The organism is Amycolatopsis sp. NPDC004368, assembly GCF_053602515.1.
In genome coordinates this window covers 45,537-62,055 of sequence record NZ_JBSGDT010000009.1, presented here as the reverse complement: position 1 = coordinate 62,055, position 16,519 = coordinate 45,537, and the positions used below count along the sequence as shown (strand labels likewise).

The following is a 16,519-nucleotide window of genomic DNA, read 5'->3' as shown; positions in this document are numbered from 1 at the left end:
ACAGTGGATCAACCGCCGTGCGTGCTGCCGCTCTGGTAGTCGGTGTAGGTGTAGGGGTTGTCGAGGACCTTCGCCTCGGGCACGTCGGGGTTCATCCCCTGCTGCCACGCCTCCTCGCCCAGCTCGGCACGCAGGTGTTCCACCGTCTGTTCCACTGTGCGCCGCACTGCCGCGAGATCGACGTCCACGAGCCGGCCGTCGCGCTTCACGACGCGGCCGTCGACCAGCACGGTGTGCACGTCGCCGCGCTGGGCCTGGAACGCGATGTGCCCGTGGGGGTTGAGCAACGGGAACGAAACGGGTGAGTGATCGTTTTTCACCAGCACCAGGTCGGCCTTCTTGCCCACCTCGACGCTGCCGAGCTCACCCGACCGCCCGAGCGCCCGCGCACCGCCGAGCGTGGCCCACTCCACCACCTGCTCGGCCCGCAGTGCGGCGTGCGTGACCGTGTCACCCTTCGCGTGCGCCTCCAGGTGCTCACGCGAGCGGTCGGCGCCCAGCGTGCTGCGCATGGCGGAGAACAGGTCGCCGCTCCACCACACCGACGTGTCCATCGACAGCGAGACCGGGATCCCGTGCGCGCGCAGGGCCCAGGTGGGCGGGTAGCCCTGGCCCGCGCTCTGCTCGCTCTCGGTCGACACCGACACCGAGCCGCCGGTCGCCGCGATCCGGTGGTACGAGTCGGCCGACAGCGAAGCGCCGTGCACGTAGACCGTCTCCGGCGTCATGAACCCGTGGTCGTGCATGAGGCGGATGCCGTCGTCGCCGGTCGCGCCCCACACGCCCGCGTGGGTGGTCACGGGCACGCCGAGCTCCCGCGCGACCTCGAACGCCGGCTTCTCCGGGAACTCCGGGTCGCCGGTCACGTCGAAGGCCAGCTGGAACCCGAGCATCGGGTCGCCGGTCACGCGGCGGGCGACGAAGGCGCGGAACTCCGGCGTGGCGGTCCAGTGCGCGGGTGCGTCCTGGATGTTGCCGTACGCCAGCACGAACCGGCCCGGCACGGCCTGCAGCGCGTCGACGGCCGCGTCGGCGTGCTCGGTCGTCTGCAGCCCGTGCGACCAGTCCACTGTGGTCGTCACGCCGGCGTCGAGCGCTTCCCAGGCGGACAGCAGGTTGCCGGCGTGTACGTCCACGGGCCGGAAAGCCTTGCCGTGCTCCAGGTAGTACCAGACGAAGTACTGCGTGAGCGTCCAGTCGGCGCCGTAGCCGCGCATCGCCGTCTGCCACATGTGCCGGTGCGTGTCGATCATGCCCGGCATCACGATGCCGCCGGTCGCGTCGATCTCCACGGTGCCCTCGGGCACGGCCAGCTCCGAGCCGATGGCGGTGATCGTGTCGCCGGTGACCAGCACGTCGTGCCCGGGCAACACGCGGCGGGTGGCGTCGACGGTCAGCACGGTCCCGCCGCGCAGAACGACCGGCCGGCCGGTGGGCTCGCTCATGGCTGCCTCTCCTCCGCGCCGGGACAGCTGGACTCCTTGGCGCGTACACTCGTCCGCTCAGCGGACAACCAGTGGGGTGCAGACACCTTTGCGCACCACGCAGCCGGTGTCAATGCCCGGCGCCGCGCGTGGCCGGACGACGCTGTCCGGCTCGCGGACAGCCAGCGGATACGCTTCGCCCGACGCCGTGCCCGCCAGGCCGTGAGGAGGTCGTGCCATGCCACGCGAAGGAACCGGTCCGGACTTCATCGAGGCGCTCGCACGGGGGCTCGAAGTGATCGCCGCGTTCCGGCCGAACCAGCCGGTGATGACCCTCGCCGAGGTCGCGACCGCCACGACGCTGGCCCGGCCCACCGCCCGGCGGATCCTGCTGACTCTCGAAGAGCTCGGTTACGTGCGCACGGCCGACCGCGGCTACGCCCTCACCCCCCGCGTGCTCGAACTCGGCGTCGCGTACGTGCGGTCGATGGGACTGTGGGACGCCGCGCGCCCACACCTGGAGAGGCTCGTGGCGCAGACGAACGAGTCGTGCTCGATCGCGCAGCTCGACGGGTCCGACATCGTCTACGTGGCCCGGGTTTCGGTGCCGAAGATCGTGTCGCTCGCGGTGCAGATCGGCACGCGGTTCCCCGCAGTGGCGACGTCGCTGGGCAAAATCCTGCTCGCCGCGCTGCCGCCCGAGGAACTGGAGGCCACGCTCGCCCAGCCGACGCGCTCCGGTCTCGTGCCGCGCTGGCAGCCCGAACCCGCCGAGCGCGATGCCGAGCTGCGCGAGGTCCGCGCTCGCGGCTGGGCGCTCACCGACGAGCAGCTCACCCTCGGGATCCGCTCGGTCGCGGCGCCACTGCGCGACGGGGCGGGGCGCGTGATCGCGAGCGTGAACGTCAACTGCCACGCCGCCGAGACCCCCGTCGACCGCCTGGTGGGCCACCACCTGCCACTGCTGCTGCAGGCCGCGGGCGACATCAGCGCGGACTTCGCGCGCCTGCAGGACGTGCCCCACGTCCCGGCCCCCGCCGGCCCGCCGGCGTCCTGACCCCCGCTTGACCGGCGCGCCCGGGCAGGCGCAGACTCGACCGTGTCGGACATCAGTCCGACTGCCGGACAATACCGCTGAGGGCACTGAAGGACACGGAGAGGCCAACGCATGGACGACTCCCCGGCGGGCGCGGGCACCGGCCCGCTGTCGGGGCTGCTGGTGGCGGACTTCTCGCGGGTGCTGGCCGGCCCCTACGCCACGATGCTGCTCGCCGACCTCGGCGCCGAGGTCGTGAAGGTCGAGGGGCCGCAAGGCGACGAGACCCGCACCTGGATGCCGCCGACCCGCGGCGAGACGTCCACCTACTACCTCGGCGTGAACCGCGGCAAGCGCTCGATCGCGCTGGACCTGCGCGACGAGGCCGACGCCGCGCTCGGACGCGAGCTCGCCGCCCGCGCCGACGTGCTCATCGAGAACTTCAAACCCGGCGGCCTGGCCAAGTACGGCCTCGACTACGAGAGCGTCCACGCGCTCAACCCCGGGCTCGTCTACGCGTCGATCACCGGCTTCGGCTCCGGCGCGGGCAGCCACGTGCCCGGCTACGACCTCATGGTGCAGGCGATCTCCGGCCTGATGAGCCTCACCGGCGACCCCGACGGCCCGCCCTACCGCGCCGGGATCTCCGTGTTCGACGTGATGGCCGGCAACCACGCCGTGATCGGCATCCTCGCCGCGCTGCGCCACCGCGACGCCACCGGCGCCGGGCAGCTCGTGGAGGTCAACCTGCTGTCCTCGGCGCTCACCGGGCTGGTCAACCACAGCTCCGCCTACGCGGCCGGCGGCGTGGTCCCCTACCGCATGGGCAACGCGCACCCCAGCGTGTTCCCCTACGAACCCCTCCCGACGGCCGACGACGACCTCATCGTCGCCGCGGCCAACGACGGCCAGTTCCGCAGGCTCTGCGACGTGCTCGGCATCCCCGAAGTCGCCGTCGACCCGCGCTTCGCCCGCAACGCCGACCGCACGAAGAACCGCGAAGAACTGCGCCCGATCCTCGTCGACCGCCTCGCCGGGCGCGGCGCCGTCGACTGGTTCGAAGCGCTGACGGCCAACGGCGTGCCGTGCGGGCCCATCCAGACGATCGACGGCGGCTTCGCGATGGCCGAGCGCTTCGGCCTCGACCCGATCGTGGAGGTCGGTGAGGGCGAGCGCGCTGTGCCCACCACCCGCCACCCGCTGCGGTTGTCGGAGACGCCGGCGTCGTACCGGCTGCCGCCACCCGAGCTCGACGAGCACGGCGCCGAGCTGCGCGCCTGGCTCACCGCTTCGAGAGAGGACTCCGCGTGACCGACCAGCCCGGGTACGAGACGGCGCTGGGCGCGTCGTCCCTGGACAAGATCACCCTGCTCGGCCAGGACCTGGCCCAGGACGTGATGGGCAACGTCGGCTTCGGCGAGCTCGCCTTCTGGCTCGCGACGCAGCGCAGGCCCACCCCGGGCGAGACCCGCGTGTTCGAGGCCGTGCTCGCGGCGCTGGCCGACCACGGCTTCACCCCGACCGCGATCGTCACGCGGCTGACCTACCTGTCCGCCCCCGACTCGATCCAGGGCGCGCTCGCCGCCGGCCTGCTCGGCGGTGGTTCGCGGTTCCTCGGCGTCACGGAGGACTGCGGCCGGTTCCTTCACGACGTGCTCACGGCGGCCGGCGACCCCCCTGCCGACGACGCGGGCTGGGACGCGCTCGCCCTTGAAACCGTGCGTGCGCGCCGCGAAGCGGGCGAGTTCGTGCCCGGCCTCGGGCACCACGTGCACAAACAGGGCGACCCCCGCACCCCGCGCCTGCTGGAGATCGCGGCCGAGGAGGGGCTCGTCGGGCCGCACCTGACGTTGTTCACCGCGATCGGGCGCGTCCACTCGCAGGTGCTCGGCAAAACGCTGCCGCTCAACGGCGCCGGTGTCTGCGGCGCCGCCCTGGCCGACCTCGGGCTGCCGCTGGAGCTGCTGCGGGGGTTTGCCCTGCTGGCCCGCACGGCCGGACTCATCGGGCAGCTCGCCGAGGAACTGCGCCGGCCTGTCGGCAACGACATCTTCCTCGCGGTAGACCTGAACAACCGGCCCGTCGCACCGGACCCGTACACGCCGTAAGTCCCCACCCGGCCGAGAAGAAGGACGCTCATGGAGCTCGTCACCGAGGACAACATCACCGAGCTGGCCGCGCAGCGGTGGGCCACCGCGCACGATCCCCGCACGCAGGAACTGATGTCCGCGCTCGTGCGGCACCTGCACGCCTTCGCGCGCGAAGTGCGCCTGACGGAGCCCGAGTGGATGGCCGCGATGCGCTGGCTCACCGCGACGGGGCAGATCAGCGACGAGAAGCGCGAGGAGTTCATCCTCGCCTCCGACGTGCTGGGCTTGAGCATGCTCGTGGTGCAGATGAACCACACCTTCGCCGCGGAAGCCACACCGGCCACCGTGCTCGGCCCGTTCCACATCGACGGCTCCCCCGAGCTCGGCTTCGGCGGCGACATGTCCGACGGCGTCGCGGGCACTCCCCTCTACGTCACCGGCACCGTCCGCTCCCTCGACGGCACCCCGTTGCCCGGCGCGGTCCTCGACGTCTGGCAGGCCGACGCCGACGGCGCCTACGAGTCCCAGCTGCCCGACGTCGACGAAGCCCGGCTGCGCGCGAAGTACACCACCCGCGCCGACGGCACGTACTGCGTGCACACCATCGCACCCAAGGGCTACGCCATCCCCATGGACGGCCCCGTCGGCGACCTCATCTCGCGCACCGACATCAGCCACTTCCGTCCGGCCCACGTGCACTTCCTGGTCAACGCCGCGGGCCACGAGCCCCTCATCACGCACCTGTTCCAGGAAGGCGCGCCCTACCTTGACAGCGACGTGGTGTTCGGGACCAAACAGGAACTCGTGGTGACCTTCGAACCCCGCAACCCCGGCCCGACCCCCGACGGCGGCGAGTCGGCGGTGCCGTGGGTCGAAGCCCGGTACGACTTCATATTGCAGCCCGTGAACTGACGCGAGAATCCGGACAGCAGAAGGCCCCCAGCGCTCACGAATCGCTGGGGGCCCTCTTGCGCGGTCAGCGCCCGAGCTGCTCCAGGAAGACCGGCCACGCGACGGCGCGAAGGTCGAGCTCGCCGCCTTGGCGGTCCTTGGTGTCCCGGATGCCGACCGACTCGATGCCCACGGCGACCTCGACGCACTGGCCTCCGCTGCTCGAATACGACGACTTACGCCACAACCGGGTCTCGTCCACGTTCTACCCGCCTTGGTGCTCGGATCGGATGGTCTCCATCAGGCTAGTCGACTCGTCGAAGCCTAAAGCCGTCGCCTGGAGTACCTCCCACGTGGACTCATACCGGTCCACATCACGGTCCTCCTCCAGGTAAGAGCCACCGGTGAGAGTGTCGAGGTAGACATACGTTGCCCGATCGGCAAGGTCGAGCAACGTGAAGGGCGTGCCCATTGCCGGATGGCCACTCACGTCTGTTGGGAGCACCTGCAAGCGGATACCTGGCGAGTTCGCCGCCGAGATCAGCGAGGCCACCTGGTCTGCCATCACACCGCGCCCGCCGACCGGGCGGCGCAGCGCCATTTCATCGAGGATCACCCACATCCGCAGATCTCGGGACCGCGCGCTCTGCTGGAGTTCGGTCCGGACCTTTAGCCGCTGCTGAATCGTGTCCTCGCTGGCATCCGGCAGGCCGAAGCGCAAGACAGCCTCGGTGTATCCGCGAGTCTGGAGCGCGCCCGGCACGATGCCTTCCTCGAACTCGCGGATGCGCACCGCATCAGCCTGCATTTCGATGTAGTCGGTGAGTCGATCCAGCGCATCATCGGAGTACGCCGCCCACCAGCCGCGCTGCTTGGAGCTTCGCGCGAGCTGCACGAGCGCATCCGTTGTCTGCGCGTCGGCGCCGTAGACCTGGGCCAGCCGGTAGGTGTCGTCGCCGTTGACCATGTGCCGCAACGTTTCGATGCGGCTGAGCTTGGCTTCCGAGAAACCCGCCGCCTCGGCGGCGTCCACAATGGTCAGTCCCGCTTCGGTGCGCAGCCGGCGAAGCGCCGACACCAAGCGCCGACGACGAAGGGAAGGCGGGTTGGGCAAGATCATGCTCCTTTCGAGTGAGGCGAGAGTGTAAATATTGCACTCTCGCCTCTGCTGATCCAGAGTGAATCCCGGCGCACACCTGACGTGACCGGGAGGTCGAGCGATGACAATAACGTCCGATGAGGCGACCGGCGACCGGAAGGCCGCGCTGGTCGAGCGGTCGGCGTTGGAGCAACTCGATGTCGTCGCGGCGCGGCTCGAAGAGATCCGCGTCGCCGAGGGCCTCACGCTGCGGGAGGCGGGCAAGATCCTCGGCATGCTCGCCGGGAACATCCACGGCCTGCGCAGGCGAGCGCGCACCAGCCAGACCCTGCCGACCCTCGACGCCTACGCCCGCCTCCTCGGCTACCGCCTGCACGTGGTCCTCGTCGAGGACGACCCCGGCCGGCGGCGCCCGCCGTGGCGCGAGCGGATGCCCCACGGTGACAACGCCGGTGACGCCGACGCCATGTCCGAGTTGTGGCGGCTCCTGCAAGAACTGCACGCGCTGCGCCAAAAACAAGGGCTGACCCGCGACGAGGTCGCCGAGACCCTCGGCATCACTCCGCTCACCTTGTGGCGCCTGGAAAACCACCCAGGCTCACCCGACGCGGCCTTCACCAACGTGCTGCTCTACGCCCGCTTCTACGGCTACACCGTCCAGCTCCACCTCGCCGAGCCGCTGGAGGTGGGGGAACTGGGCAAATGGCTGCGCGACGACGGCTCGATCGTCTACGACGGCAACCCCGAAACCGGCGACGACGAAGACCACCCGCCCGACGAATGAGCTGGCGGACGACTGATCTCCCAGCCGCCGCGTCCTGACCCCGACCGGGCGCGGCGGCCGGGTACCACTCCCGCCTCGGGTGGGTTGAGCCGGAGCCCCCAGGGACTCACGAGCCTGGGGGCTGCGCGCTGAGCCGGCCGGCTGTTTGCCGACCGGGCACGCAGGGAAGACCTAGGCTGCGGAAAGGAGACGGCCCGCGCCCGGCCGCACCGCAAAAGAGCAGAAGGGACGGCTGCGCCCATGGCGATCGCCACGATCAACCCCGCGACCGGCGAGACGGTCAGGACGTTCACCGAGCTGACCGAGGCGGAGGTGGCCGACCGGATCGGCGTCGCGCACGAGCGGTGGCGCTCCTACCGCCGCACGAGTTTCGCCGAGCGGGCCGGCTGGTTGCGCGCCGCGGCCGATCTCCTGGAGAAGGAGGCCGACGAGGTCGCGCGGATGATGACCACTGAGATGGGCAAGACGCTCACCGCGGCCAAAGCCGAAGCGGTGAAGTCCGCCAAGGGCATGCGGTACTACGCCGATCACGCCGAGGAGTTCCTCGCCGACGAGCCGGTGCCCGACCCGTCGGCGGTCAACGCGTCGCGCGCGCTGGGCCGGTACCAGCCGCTGGGCGTGGTGCTGGCCGTGATGCCGTGGAACTTCCCCCTGTGGCAGGCGATCCGGTTCGCCGCGCCCGCGCTCATGGCCGGCAACGTGGGCCTGCTCAAGCACGCGTCCAACGTGCCGCAGTGCGCGCTGTACTTGGAGGACGTCCTGCGCCGCGGCGGTTTCCCGGAAGGCTGCTTCCAGACGTTGCTCATCTCGTCGAAGCAGGTCGAACCCGTGCTGCGCGACCCGCGAGTGGTCGCGGCGACCCTCACCGGCAGCGAGCCCGCCGGACGATCCGTGGCCGCGATCTGCGGCGACGAGGTCAAGCACACCGTGCTGGAACTGGGCGGCAGCGACCCGTTCGTGGTGATGCCCTCGGCCGATGTCGACGCGGCGGTGAAGACGGCGGTCACGGCCCGCGTGCAGAACAACGGCCAGTCGTGCATCGCCGCGAAGCGGTTCATCGTGCACACCGACGTCTACGACGAGTTCGCCGAGAAGTTCGTGGCGCGGATGCGGGACCTGACCGTCGGCGACCCGACCGACGACGCCACCGACGTCGGGCCGCTGGCCACGGAGCAGGGCCGCACCGACGTCGAGGAGCTGGTGGACGACGCCGTTTCCGCCGGGGCGAAGGTGCTGTGCGGCGGCGAGCGGCCCGAGGGTGCCGGGTGGTTCTACCCGCCGACCGTGATCGGCGACATCACGCCGAAGATGCGGATGTACACCGAGGAGGTGTTCGGTCCGGTGGCGTCGCTCTACCGCGTGGCGGACCTCGACGAGGCGCTGGAGGTGGCCAACGCGACGTCGTTCGGCCTCGGCTCCAACGCCTGGACACAGGACGCCGACGAGATCGAGCGGTTCATCGACGACCTCGAAGCCGGGCAGGTGTTCATCAACGGGATGACGGTGTCCTACCCCGAGCTGCCGTTCGGCGGGGTGAAGCGCTCGGGTTACGGCCGCGAGCTGTCTTCGCACGGCATCCGGGAGTTCTGCAACCTCAAGACGGTCTGGGTCGGCTGACCCCGGCGACACAAGCGTTTCCGGGCGTCAGAGCACGCCCGGAAACACGCCGCCGTCGATGAGCAGGCTCTGGCCCGTGACGAACCCGGCCTGCGCCGAGCACAGGTAGGCGCACGCCGCGCCGAACTCGGCGGGCTCGCCGAAGCGGCCCGCGGGGATGGCCGCGCGCTGGCGGTCCGCGATGGTCTCCGGCGACACGCCGGCGTTCGCGGCCGCCGTCTCCTGGCCCGAGCGCAGGCGCCGGGTGTCGAACGACCCGGGCAGCAGGAAGTTGATCGTCACGTTCGCGTGGGCGACCGAACGCGCCACGCCGGCGAGGAACCCGGTGAGGCCCGCCCGCGCGCCGCTGGACAGGTCGAGCCCGGCGAGCGGCATCTTGACCGACCCGGACGTGATGTTCACGATCCGGCCGAACCGGCGCTCCACCATGCCGTCGACGACCTGCTGCACCAGCCGGATCGGAGTGGCCATGTTGGCGTGCACCCCGGCGTACAGCGCTTCCTCGTCGACCTCGCGGAAGTCGCGGAACGGCGGGCCGCCGTTGTTGTTCACCAGGATGTCGACGGGTCCGGCCGCCGTGAGCAGCGCGTCCTGCACGGCGTGGTCACCGAGATCACCGGCCACGGGCATCACGGTGCCGCCCGTTTCCTCCGCGATCTCCGCGGCCGCGGCGCTCGTCGACTCCGGCGAGCGGCCGTTGACCACGACGGTGCAGCCAGCCCGGGCGAGCTCGGTCGCGCAGGCCCGCCCGAGCCCCTGGGTCGACGCGCACACCACGGCCGTGCGGCCGGCGATTCCGAGATCCACGAGCCCGCTCCCCTGTCGTACTGACGAAAACCACGGAAAGTCCGCCGTGGACCCTACCCGGAGATCTCGCACAGCACGTCGCCCTGGGCCCGGCTGTCACCGACCTCCACCGCGAGGCCCGTGACCACACCGGCTTTGTGCGCTTTCACCGGGTTCTCCATCTTCATCGCCTCGACCACGGCGATGAGGTCACCGATCTCGACCCGGTCGCCTTCGGCCACGGCGAGCTTCACGACCGTGCCCTGCATCGGGGTGGTCACCGCGTCGCCCGACACCGCCGCCGCGCGCGGGCCGAGCGCGACGGCCGCCGACGCCGCACGGATCTCCTCGGCCCGGCCGCTGCCCACTTCGGACAGACCGGGCAGCGCCACGCGCAGGGCGCGGCCGCCGACGGAGATCGTCACCTTGCCGTCGTCGGCGGGCTCGGCCGAGAACTCGGGCAGGTCGTTGACAAAACCCTCTTCGATCCAGCGCGTGTGGACGGTGAAGCCGTTCTCCGCCGTGAACGCCGGATCCCGCACCACAGCACGGTGGAACGGCACCACCGTGGCGAGACCCTCGACGGTCAGCTCGGCCAGCGCCCGGCGGCTGCGGGCCAGCGCCGTCGCGCGGTCGGGCCCGGACACGATGAGCTTCGCGAGCATCGAGTCGAACTGTCCCCCCACGACGGTGCCCGCCTCCACGCCGGAGTCGACGCGGATGCCCGGGCCTTCCGGCACGTCGAAGCGGCGCACGGTGCCGGGCATCGGCAGGAAGCCGCGGCCCGGGTCCTCACCGTTGATGCGGAACTCGAACGCGTGCCCGCGCGGCTCGGGATCCGCCGGGTCGAGCCGCTCGCCGCGGGCGATGCGGAACTGTTCCAGCACGAGGTCGAGACCGGTCGTCTCCTCGGTCACCGGGTGCTCGACCTGCAGGCGGGTGTTGACCTCCAGGAACGAGATCGTGCCGTCGGTGCCCACGAGGTACTCGACGGTGCCCGCGCCGAGATAACCCGCCGCGGCGCAGATCCGCTTGGCCGAGGAGCGGATGAGCTCACGCTGCTCGTCGGTGAGGAACGGCGCCGGGGCTTCTTCCACGAGTTTCTGGTGCCGGCGTTGCAGGGAACAGTCGCGCGTGCCGGCCAGCACGACCGTGCCGTGCGCGTCGGCGAGCACCTGCGCCTCGACGTGGCGCGGGTGGTCGAGGTAGCGCTCCACGAAGCACTCGCCGCGGCCGAACGCCGCGACCGCCTCGCGGGTGGCCGACTCGAACAGCTCGGGGATCTCCTCCCGCGTGCGCGCCACCTTCAGGCCGCGCCCACCGCCGCCGAAGGCCGCCTTGATCGCCACCGGCAGGCCGTGCTCGTCGGCGAACGCCACCACCTCGTCGGCCGACGCCACCGGTTCCTCGGTGCCCGGCACCAGCGGCGCGCCCACGGACCGGGCGATCTTGCGCGCGGTGACCTTGTCGCCCAGATCCCGGATCGCCTGCGGCCCCGGGCCGATCCACACCAGACCGGCGTCGAGCACGGCCTGGGCGAAATCGGCGTTCTCCGAGAGGAACCCGTAGCCGGGGTGAACGGCGTCGGCGCCGCTCACCTTGGCGACGTCGAGGATCTTGTCGATGTCCAAATAGGACTCCGTCGCCGTGCCGCCGTGCAGCGCGTACGCCTCGTCGGCCAGCCGCGTGTGCGGCGCGCGAGCGTCGGAGTCCGCGTAGACGGCGACCGACGCCAGCCCGGCGTCGGTCGCGGCGCGGATCACCCGCACCGCGATCTCGCCGCGGTTCGCGACCAGGACCTTGGTGAACTCAGACACGGGACATCCCCCTCTCCCGGATCCCGGGCAGGACCTCGGTGGCGAACAGGTCGATCGCGCGGTCGTGATCCGCGCACGCGGGGGCGAAGATCACGCTCTCGGCACCCGCCTCGGCGTACTCCGCCAGCCGCTCGCGCACACGCGCCGGCGTACCGAACAACAGGTAGCGATCGGCGTGGCCCTCGAAGTCCTGGCGGTAGGTCCCGCTCACGGCCGACACCACCTCGCGCCGCGCGCGGTCGCCGTCGGTGTCCACGTTTCCCCACAGGTACACGCCGCCGCGGATGTCCTCGGGCTGCCGTCCGTAGCCGGTGGCCAGCTCGCGCACCTGCGTCAGGCTGTCGCGCAGCCGATCGGGCGTGACGAGGTAGGGCAGCCAGCCGTCAGCGTGGCGCGCGGCCCGCCGCATCGCCGCACGCCGCCTTCCGCCGACCCACACGGGAGGTCGCTTTCCGGGCACCGGCTGCAGTTGCTGGTCCTTGATGGTCGTGAACTCGCCGTGGAACGTCACCGGTCCCCCGGCGAGGAGCCGGTCGAGCACCTCCAGGGCCTCGTCGGTCCGGCGGCCGCGCTCGGCCAGGGGCACGCCGACGGCCTCGAACTCGGGCGGGTGCTCACCGCCCACGCCGACCCCGAGCTCGAACCGGCCGCGCGACACCGTCGCGAGCGTCGCCGCGAGCTTGGCCGCCAACGCCGCCGGGTACACCGGCAGGATCGTGAGCGCACTCATCAGGCCCAGCCGCTCGGTCGCGCCCGCTGCCGCGGCGAGACCCACGAAGGCGTTGGTCATCGGCCCGTGGAAGAACACGTGCTCACCGCAGCAGAAGAAGTCGAACCCGGCTTCCTCGGCCCGGCGCGCCGCCGCCGGGATCTCGCCCGGATCAGCGGCGGGCGGGAACATCAGCCCGACGCGCATCACACCTCCCCCGGCACTCGGGCCAGCACCGTGCGGGCCATGCGCACGTGGACGTCGTCCACCATCTCGCCGTCGACCACCGCGACACCGGAGTCGGCGGCGGCCAGCACCGCACGGGCGTGGGCCACCTCGGCCGGGGCCGGGGTGAAGACCTCGTGCGCCAGCTCGACCTGGCGCGGGTGCACGCAGATCTTGCCGGTGTAGCCGATGGCGCGGCCGGCTTCGGCGTCCACGCGGAAGCGATCGTCGTCGCGGATCGCGACCACGGCCTGGTCCACAGCGGACACCCCGCCGAGGTGTGCGGCGAGCCGCACCTCGCTGCGGGCGAAGAGCACCTCGTCGCCGCGGGTGGTGCGCACACCGCCGATGTCGGCGATGTAATCCTCCGCTCCGAAGTAGACGGACTCGATCGCCGCACCCAGCAGGTCGCGACAGATTGCCACCCCGCGCACGGTCTCCAGCCCGACCACGATCGGCACGTCGGCGCCGACCCGGGCGCGCACGGCGTCGATCTCGTCGCGCCGCTCGTACTTCGGCAGCACCACGCCGACGCCGGGCAGCGACGCCACCGCGGAGAGGTCGTCGGCGAACCACGGCGAGGTGCTCGGGTTGACGCGCACCAGCAGCGTGGTGCGTGGCCCGGCCTCGAAATCAGCCAGCGCGGCCACCGTTGTCGCGCGGGCCTCGGCCTTCTGCGCCGCGGGCACGGCGTCCTCCAGGTCGACCACGGCAGCATCCGGCGCGATCGTGGGGATCTTGGCGATCATCGACGCCTTCGAGCCCGGCATGAACAGCAGGCTGCGGGGAACCAGTCCGGTCGTCATGCTCACACCGGGCTGATCAGGTGGTGGCGGCGGTGGCCCGAGCGTTCCCAGCTCCCGGCCGCCCGCAGCCGGCCCAGCAGCTCGGCCCGCAGCGCCGCGGGCTGGACCACGGTGTCCACGTGCAGCTCACCCGCCAGCCGCAGCAGCGTGAAGTCGGCGGCCTGCTCGGCGACCCGCGCCTGCACGAAGGCCTCGCGCTCGGCCGGGTCCTCGATCGCCGCGATCTTGTTGGCGTACACCGCGTTGGCCGACGCCTCGGGCGACATCGTGCCGATCGTGGCGGTCGGCAGCGCGATCGTGGCGCGCGGTTCGAACCCCGGCGCGCACATCGCGTAGAAGCCGGCCGCATACGCCTTGCGCAGCACCACGCTGAACTTCGGCACCTCGGCGCTCGCCATGGCCGCGACCATCTTCGCGCCGTGGCGGATGATCCCCTGCCGCTCCACCGCGACGCCGACCATGAACCCCGGCACGTCCTGAAGGAACACCAGCGGGATGTTGAACGCGTCGCACATCGAGATGAAGCGCGCGGCCTTGTCGGCCGAGTCCACGAAGATCGCACCGCTGCGCACGGACGGCTGGTTGGCGATCAAGCCCACGACCTGCCCGTCGAGGCGCGCGAACCCGGTCACCATCTCCTCGGCCCACGCCGACTTGATCTCGAAGAAGCTGCCCGCGTCCACCAGACGCAGGATCACGTCACGCACGTCGTAAGCGGTGTTCGGGTCCTCGGGGATCAAGCCTTCGGGCCAGTCCGGGATTTCGGGCGCGACGGCCTCGGTACGCGCGGGCGCCGAGCGCCAGTCGTCGGGCAGGTACGACAGCAGCAGCCGCGCGGCCGCGATCACCTGCCAGTCCTCGTCGAACACCTCGTCACCGCAGCCGGAAACGGTGGCGTGCATGGTCGCGCCGCCCATCTCCTCCAGCGTGGTGCGCTCGCCGGTCACCTTCTCCGCCACACGCGGTGAGGCCAGGTACATCGACGCGTTGCCCGCGACCATGCCCACCCAGTCGGTGAATGCGGGCATGTACGCGCCGCCCGCCGCCGACGGTCCGTGCAGGCAGCAGATCTGCGGCACCCGGCCCGAAAGCTTCACCTGCAGCTGGAAGATCCGCGAAGCCCCGCGCCGCCCGGAGAAGAACCCGAGCTGGTCGGTGAGGCGGCCGCCCGCGGAGTCCACGAGGTAGAACACCGGCAGCAGGTCACGGTCGGCGCGTTCCAGGATGCGCACCTGCTTCTCGCACGTCAGCTCGCCCCACGACCCGGCCTTCACCGAGAAGTCGTGCGCGATCACGGCGACCGGCCGGCCTTCGACCGTGCCGACTCCGGTGAGCACGCCGTCGGCGGGCAGGCCGTCGCCCGACGCGTCGGCGAACAAGCCGTCCTCCACCCAGCTGCCCGGATCGAGCAGCAGCGCGATCCGTTCCCGCACCGGCAGCTTGTTCGGCCACCGGCCGGCGTCGCCGCCCGCGAGCGCGATCTGTTCGGCCTTCTCCAGCTCGGCCGTCACCTCGCTCATCGCGCCGCCTCCTCCGTGACCACCAGGGTCTTCAGCGACGCCGCGAGCACCGTGTCCCCTCGCTGGTTGAGGATCCGGAACGCCGAAGTGACGACTCCCCTGCCGTCGTCCTTCGGCGTCAGCTCGGTGACCTCGGTCTCGACGTGGATCGTGTCGCCCACGCGCACCGGCGTGACGAACCTCAGCTTGTCGATGCCGTAGAACGCCTTCATGGCCTCGGGCCAGAACGTGACCAGGCCCAGCGCGACCGACAGCGACAGCGCGCCGTGCGCCACGCGACCGCCGAACACCGGGTCGGCGCCGAAGTACTCGGCGTCGGTGTGGGCGGGGTGCCAGTCGCCGGTGAACATCGCGAACTGCACGATGTCGGTCTCGGTGATCGTGCGGGCCCGGCTCACGTGGGTGTCGCCGACCTTGATCTTGTCGAAGTACTCGGTGATCACGCGGTCTCCCCAACCGGTCGGCGGTGCATCAGGCCGGTGCGCTTGGCCCGGCACACCAGTTCGCCGCGCTGGTTGTAGGCGCGGTGCTCGAACACGACGATGCCCGCGCGCGGGCGCGACTTCGACGCCCGGGCCTCGACGACCTCGCTCTCGACGCGGATCGTGTCCCCGGCGAACACCGGCTTCGGGAACTCCACATCGGACATCCCGAGCTGCGCCACGATCGTGCCCAGCGTGAGCTCGTACACCGAGAGCCCGACCACCAGCGCGATCGTGAACATGCTGTTGACCAGCGGCTTGCCGAACTCGCTGCGCGAGGCGTAGTCGGCGTCGAGGTGCATCGGCGCCGGGTTCATCGTCATGGTGGTGAACAGCACGTTGTCGGTCTCGGTCACCGTGCGCCGCGTGGCGTGCTGCACGACCGTCCCGACTTCCAGCTGCTCGAACCAGCGGCCCGAGACCGGGCGTTCGGCGTCTGTGCTCATCGTTTTCCTTCCGTGCCGGGTCGATTCTGCGCGAACCGCGGCGCTCTGCGCTCGGCGAACGCGGCCAGCCCCTCCCGCGCGGTGGGACCGGCCAGGTGCGCGAGCAACGTCTCGCGCTCGGCGTTGATCGCGGCGGCGGGTTCGTCGGCGAGTGCCTTGCGGTGCAGGCGTTTCATGGCGCGCAACGCGTCGGGCGCGTGACGCGACAGCCGGGCGACGAGCGCTTCGACGGCGTCGTCGAGCTCGGCCGCGGGCACGGCCGAGCTCACGAGCCCGAACCCCGCGGCGGTCGCACCGTCGACGATTTCACCGGTGTAGAGCAGCCTTCGCGCCAGCGCCGGGGCCACGGCGTGGGTGAGGCGCACCGAGCCGCCGGCGCCGGGCAGCAGCCCGTACTCCAGGTGCCGGTCGCCGATCCGGGCGGTTTCGCTGACCACGGTGAGGTCGCAGGCGAGCATGATCTCGCAGCCGCCGGCCACCGCGTAGCCGTCGATCACGCAGACGGACACGAACGGGGCGGCCTCCAGCCGATCGAGGGTCACGCCGATCGAGGTGATGTACTCGCGCACCGCGGCCGGGTCGTCCAGCACCGACCTCAGGAACTTCAGCTCAGCGCCGGCCGACAGCGTCCCACCGTGCCCGCGGACCACGACCACGGAGCAGTCCTGCGCGGCCGTGATCGCCGCGTCCAGGCCGGCGATCACCTCGGGGCTCAACGCGTTGCGCGTGGCCTCCTGGTCGATCGTGATCCGGCCGACCCCGCCGTCCACGGTGAACCCGACGGCCG

General features: G+C 71.4%; 17 protein-coding genes. 6 read left to right on the top strand and 11 right to left on the bottom strand.

The features are described from left to right. Positions 1-8: 8 nt before the first annotated feature. A complete protein-coding gene (locus ACWEOE_RS15595) occupies positions 9-1,445 on the bottom strand; it encodes an amidohydrolase family protein (protein WP_452008982.1) in 1,437 nt (478 codons plus the stop codon). A gap of 217 nt (positions 1,446-1,662) precedes the next feature. On the opposite strand from ACWEOE_RS15595, the gene ACWEOE_RS15590 reads away from it, so the two are divergent. The 4 genes from ACWEOE_RS15590 to ACWEOE_RS15575 all read left to right on the top strand — a co-directional run bounded on the left by ACWEOE_RS15590 (position 1,663) and on the right by ACWEOE_RS15575 (position 5,462). After that, positions 1,663-2,481 carry an IclR family transcriptional regulator domain-containing protein gene (locus ACWEOE_RS15590; RefSeq protein WP_452008979.1) on the top strand — a complete coding sequence of 273 codons (819 nt, stop codon included), beginning with the start codon at positions 1,663-1,665 and terminating at the stop codon, positions 2,479-2,481. A gap of 111 nt (positions 2,482-2,592) precedes the next feature. Further along, the gene (locus ACWEOE_RS15585; RefSeq protein WP_452008976.1) at positions 2,593-3,771 is read left to right on the top strand and encodes a CaiB/BaiF CoA transferase family protein; all 1,179 of its coding nucleotides are present in this window, start codon (positions 2,593-2,595) and stop codon (positions 3,769-3,771) included. Continuing rightward, the gene (locus tag ACWEOE_RS15580; protein ID WP_452008974.1) at positions 3,768-4,568 is read left to right on the top strand and encodes a citryl-CoA lyase; all 801 of its coding nucleotides are present in this window, start codon (positions 3,768-3,770) and stop codon (positions 4,566-4,568) included. The genes ACWEOE_RS15585 and ACWEOE_RS15580 overlap by 4 nt, the downstream gene beginning before the upstream one ends. A gap of 30 nt (positions 4,569-4,598) precedes the next feature. Beyond that, positions 4,599-5,462, top strand: a complete 864-nt coding sequence (locus ACWEOE_RS15575) for a dioxygenase family protein (protein WP_452008971.1) — start codon at positions 4,599-4,601, stop codon at positions 5,460-5,462. Between the two features lie 64 nt (positions 5,463-5,526). Here ACWEOE_RS15575 and ACWEOE_RS15570 read toward each other — a convergent pair whose 3' ends face one another. Together ACWEOE_RS15570 and ACWEOE_RS15565 are read right to left on the bottom strand one after the other, a co-directional pair. Continuing rightward, positions 5,527-5,703 carry a DUF397 domain-containing protein gene (locus tag ACWEOE_RS15570; RefSeq protein ID WP_452008969.1) on the bottom strand — a complete coding sequence of 59 codons (177 nt, stop codon included), beginning with the start codon at positions 5,701-5,703 and terminating at the stop codon, positions 5,527-5,529. A gap of 3 nt (positions 5,704-5,706) precedes the next feature. Then, positions 5,707-6,561, bottom strand: a complete 855-nt coding sequence (locus ACWEOE_RS15565) for a helix-turn-helix domain-containing protein (RefSeq protein WP_452008966.1) — start codon at positions 6,559-6,561, stop codon at positions 5,707-5,709. A gap of 100 nt (positions 6,562-6,661) precedes the next feature. Here ACWEOE_RS15565 and ACWEOE_RS15560 point away from each other — a divergent pair, with 100 nt between their 5' ends. Together ACWEOE_RS15560 and ACWEOE_RS15555 are read left to right on the top strand one after the other, a co-directional pair. Beyond that, positions 6,662-7,324, top strand: a complete 663-nt coding sequence (locus tag ACWEOE_RS15560; protein ID WP_452008963.1) for a helix-turn-helix domain-containing protein — start codon at positions 6,662-6,664, stop codon at positions 7,322-7,324. A 240-nt stretch (positions 7,325-7,564) separates the two neighbouring features. Then, positions 7,565-8,941 carry an NADP-dependent succinic semialdehyde dehydrogenase gene (locus ACWEOE_RS15555; RefSeq protein ID WP_452008961.1) on the top strand — a complete coding sequence of 459 codons (1,377 nt, stop codon included), beginning with the start codon at positions 7,565-7,567 and terminating at the stop codon, positions 8,939-8,941. 27 nt (positions 8,942-8,968) lie between these two features. Here the strand turns inward: ACWEOE_RS15555 and ACWEOE_RS15550 are convergent, their stop codons facing one another. The 8 genes from ACWEOE_RS15550 to ACWEOE_RS15515 are packed head-to-tail and all read right to left on the bottom strand — an operon-like array spanning position 8,969 to position 16,502. Further along, entirely contained in the window at positions 8,969-9,748 is a 780-nt protein-coding gene (locus ACWEOE_RS15550; protein ID WP_452008960.1) for an SDR family NAD(P)-dependent oxidoreductase, read from the bottom strand. Positions 9,749-9,801: 53 nt separating this feature from the next. Next, complete coding sequence (locus ACWEOE_RS15545) at positions 9,802-11,544, bottom strand: acetyl/propionyl/methylcrotonyl-CoA carboxylase subunit alpha (RefSeq protein ID WP_452008958.1); 1,743 nt, start codon at positions 11,542-11,544, stop codon at positions 9,802-9,804. Next, entirely contained in the window at positions 11,537-12,460 is a 924-nt protein-coding gene (locus ACWEOE_RS15540) for an LLM class flavin-dependent oxidoreductase (RefSeq protein ID WP_452008955.1), read from the bottom strand. The genes ACWEOE_RS15545 and ACWEOE_RS15540 overlap by 8 nt, the downstream gene beginning before the upstream one ends. After that, positions 12,460-13,284 (bottom strand): HpcH/HpaI aldolase/citrate lyase family protein, encoded by an 825-nt coding sequence (locus ACWEOE_RS15535; RefSeq protein WP_452008952.1) that lies wholly within the window; start codon positions 13,282-13,284, stop codon positions 12,460-12,462. Before ACWEOE_RS15535 ends, ACWEOE_RS15540 begins: the two co-directional genes overlap by 1 nt. Positions 13,285-13,286: 2 nt before the next feature. After that, positions 13,287-14,804 carry an acyl-CoA carboxylase subunit beta gene (locus ACWEOE_RS15530; RefSeq protein ID WP_452008950.1) on the bottom strand — a complete coding sequence of 506 codons (1,518 nt, stop codon included), beginning with the start codon at positions 14,802-14,804 and terminating at the stop codon, positions 13,287-13,289. Continuing rightward, a complete protein-coding gene (locus tag ACWEOE_RS15525) occupies positions 14,801-15,247 on the bottom strand; it encodes a MaoC/PaaZ C-terminal domain-containing protein (RefSeq protein WP_452008947.1) in 447 nt (148 codons plus the stop codon). Before ACWEOE_RS15525 ends, ACWEOE_RS15530 begins: the two co-directional genes overlap by 4 nt. Next, positions 15,244-15,732 carry a MaoC family dehydratase gene (locus ACWEOE_RS15520; protein WP_452008945.1) on the bottom strand — a complete coding sequence of 163 codons (489 nt, stop codon included), beginning with the start codon at positions 15,730-15,732 and terminating at the stop codon, positions 15,244-15,246. The genes ACWEOE_RS15525 and ACWEOE_RS15520 overlap by 4 nt, the downstream gene beginning before the upstream one ends. Next, positions 15,729-16,502, bottom strand: a complete 774-nt coding sequence (locus ACWEOE_RS15515) for an enoyl-CoA hydratase/isomerase family protein (protein ID WP_452008942.1) — start codon at positions 16,500-16,502, stop codon at positions 15,729-15,731. The genes ACWEOE_RS15520 and ACWEOE_RS15515 overlap by 4 nt, the downstream gene beginning before the upstream one ends. Between the last annotated feature and the right edge of the window lie 17 nt (positions 16,503-16,519).

Excerpts from the sequence above, each read along its gene's own strand:
- ACWEOE_RS15595 (WP_452008982.1), bottom strand. The coding sequence starts at position 1,445 with ATGAGCGAGCCCACCGGCCGGCCGGTCGTTCTGCGCGGCGGGACCGTG.
- ACWEOE_RS15590 (WP_452008979.1), top strand. The coding sequence starts at position 1,663 with ATGCCACGCGAAGGAACCGGTCCGGACTTCATCGAGGCGCTCGCACGG.
- ACWEOE_RS15585 (WP_452008976.1), top strand. The coding sequence starts at position 2,593 with ATGGACGACTCCCCGGCGGGCGCGGGCACCGGCCCGCTGTCGGGGCTG.
- ACWEOE_RS15575 (WP_452008971.1), top strand. The coding sequence starts at position 4,599 with ATGGAGCTCGTCACCGAGGACAACATCACCGAGCTGGCCGCGCAGCGG.
- ACWEOE_RS15565 (WP_452008966.1), bottom strand. The coding sequence starts at position 6,561 with ATGATCTTGCCCAACCCGCCTTCCCTTCGTCGTCGGCGCTTGGTGTCG.
- ACWEOE_RS15560 (WP_452008963.1), top strand. The coding sequence starts at position 6,662 with ATGACAATAACGTCCGATGAGGCGACCGGCGACCGGAAGGCCGCGCTG.
- ACWEOE_RS15555 (WP_452008961.1), top strand. The coding sequence starts at position 7,565 with ATGGCGATCGCCACGATCAACCCCGCGACCGGCGAGACGGTCAGGACG.
- ACWEOE_RS15540 (WP_452008955.1), bottom strand. The coding sequence starts at position 12,460 with ATGCGCGTCGGGCTGATGTTCCCGCCCGCCGCTGATCCGGGCGAGATC.
- ACWEOE_RS15535 (WP_452008952.1), bottom strand. The coding sequence starts at position 13,284 with ATGACGACCGGACTGGTTCCCCGCAGCCTGCTGTTCATGCCGGGCTCG.
- ACWEOE_RS15530 (WP_452008950.1), bottom strand. The coding sequence starts at position 14,804 with ATGAGCGAGGTGACGGCCGAGCTGGAGAAGGCCGAACAGATCGCGCTC.
- ACWEOE_RS15520 (WP_452008945.1), bottom strand. The coding sequence starts at position 15,732 with ATGAGCACAGACGCCGAACGCCCGGTCTCGGGCCGCTGGTTCGAGCAG.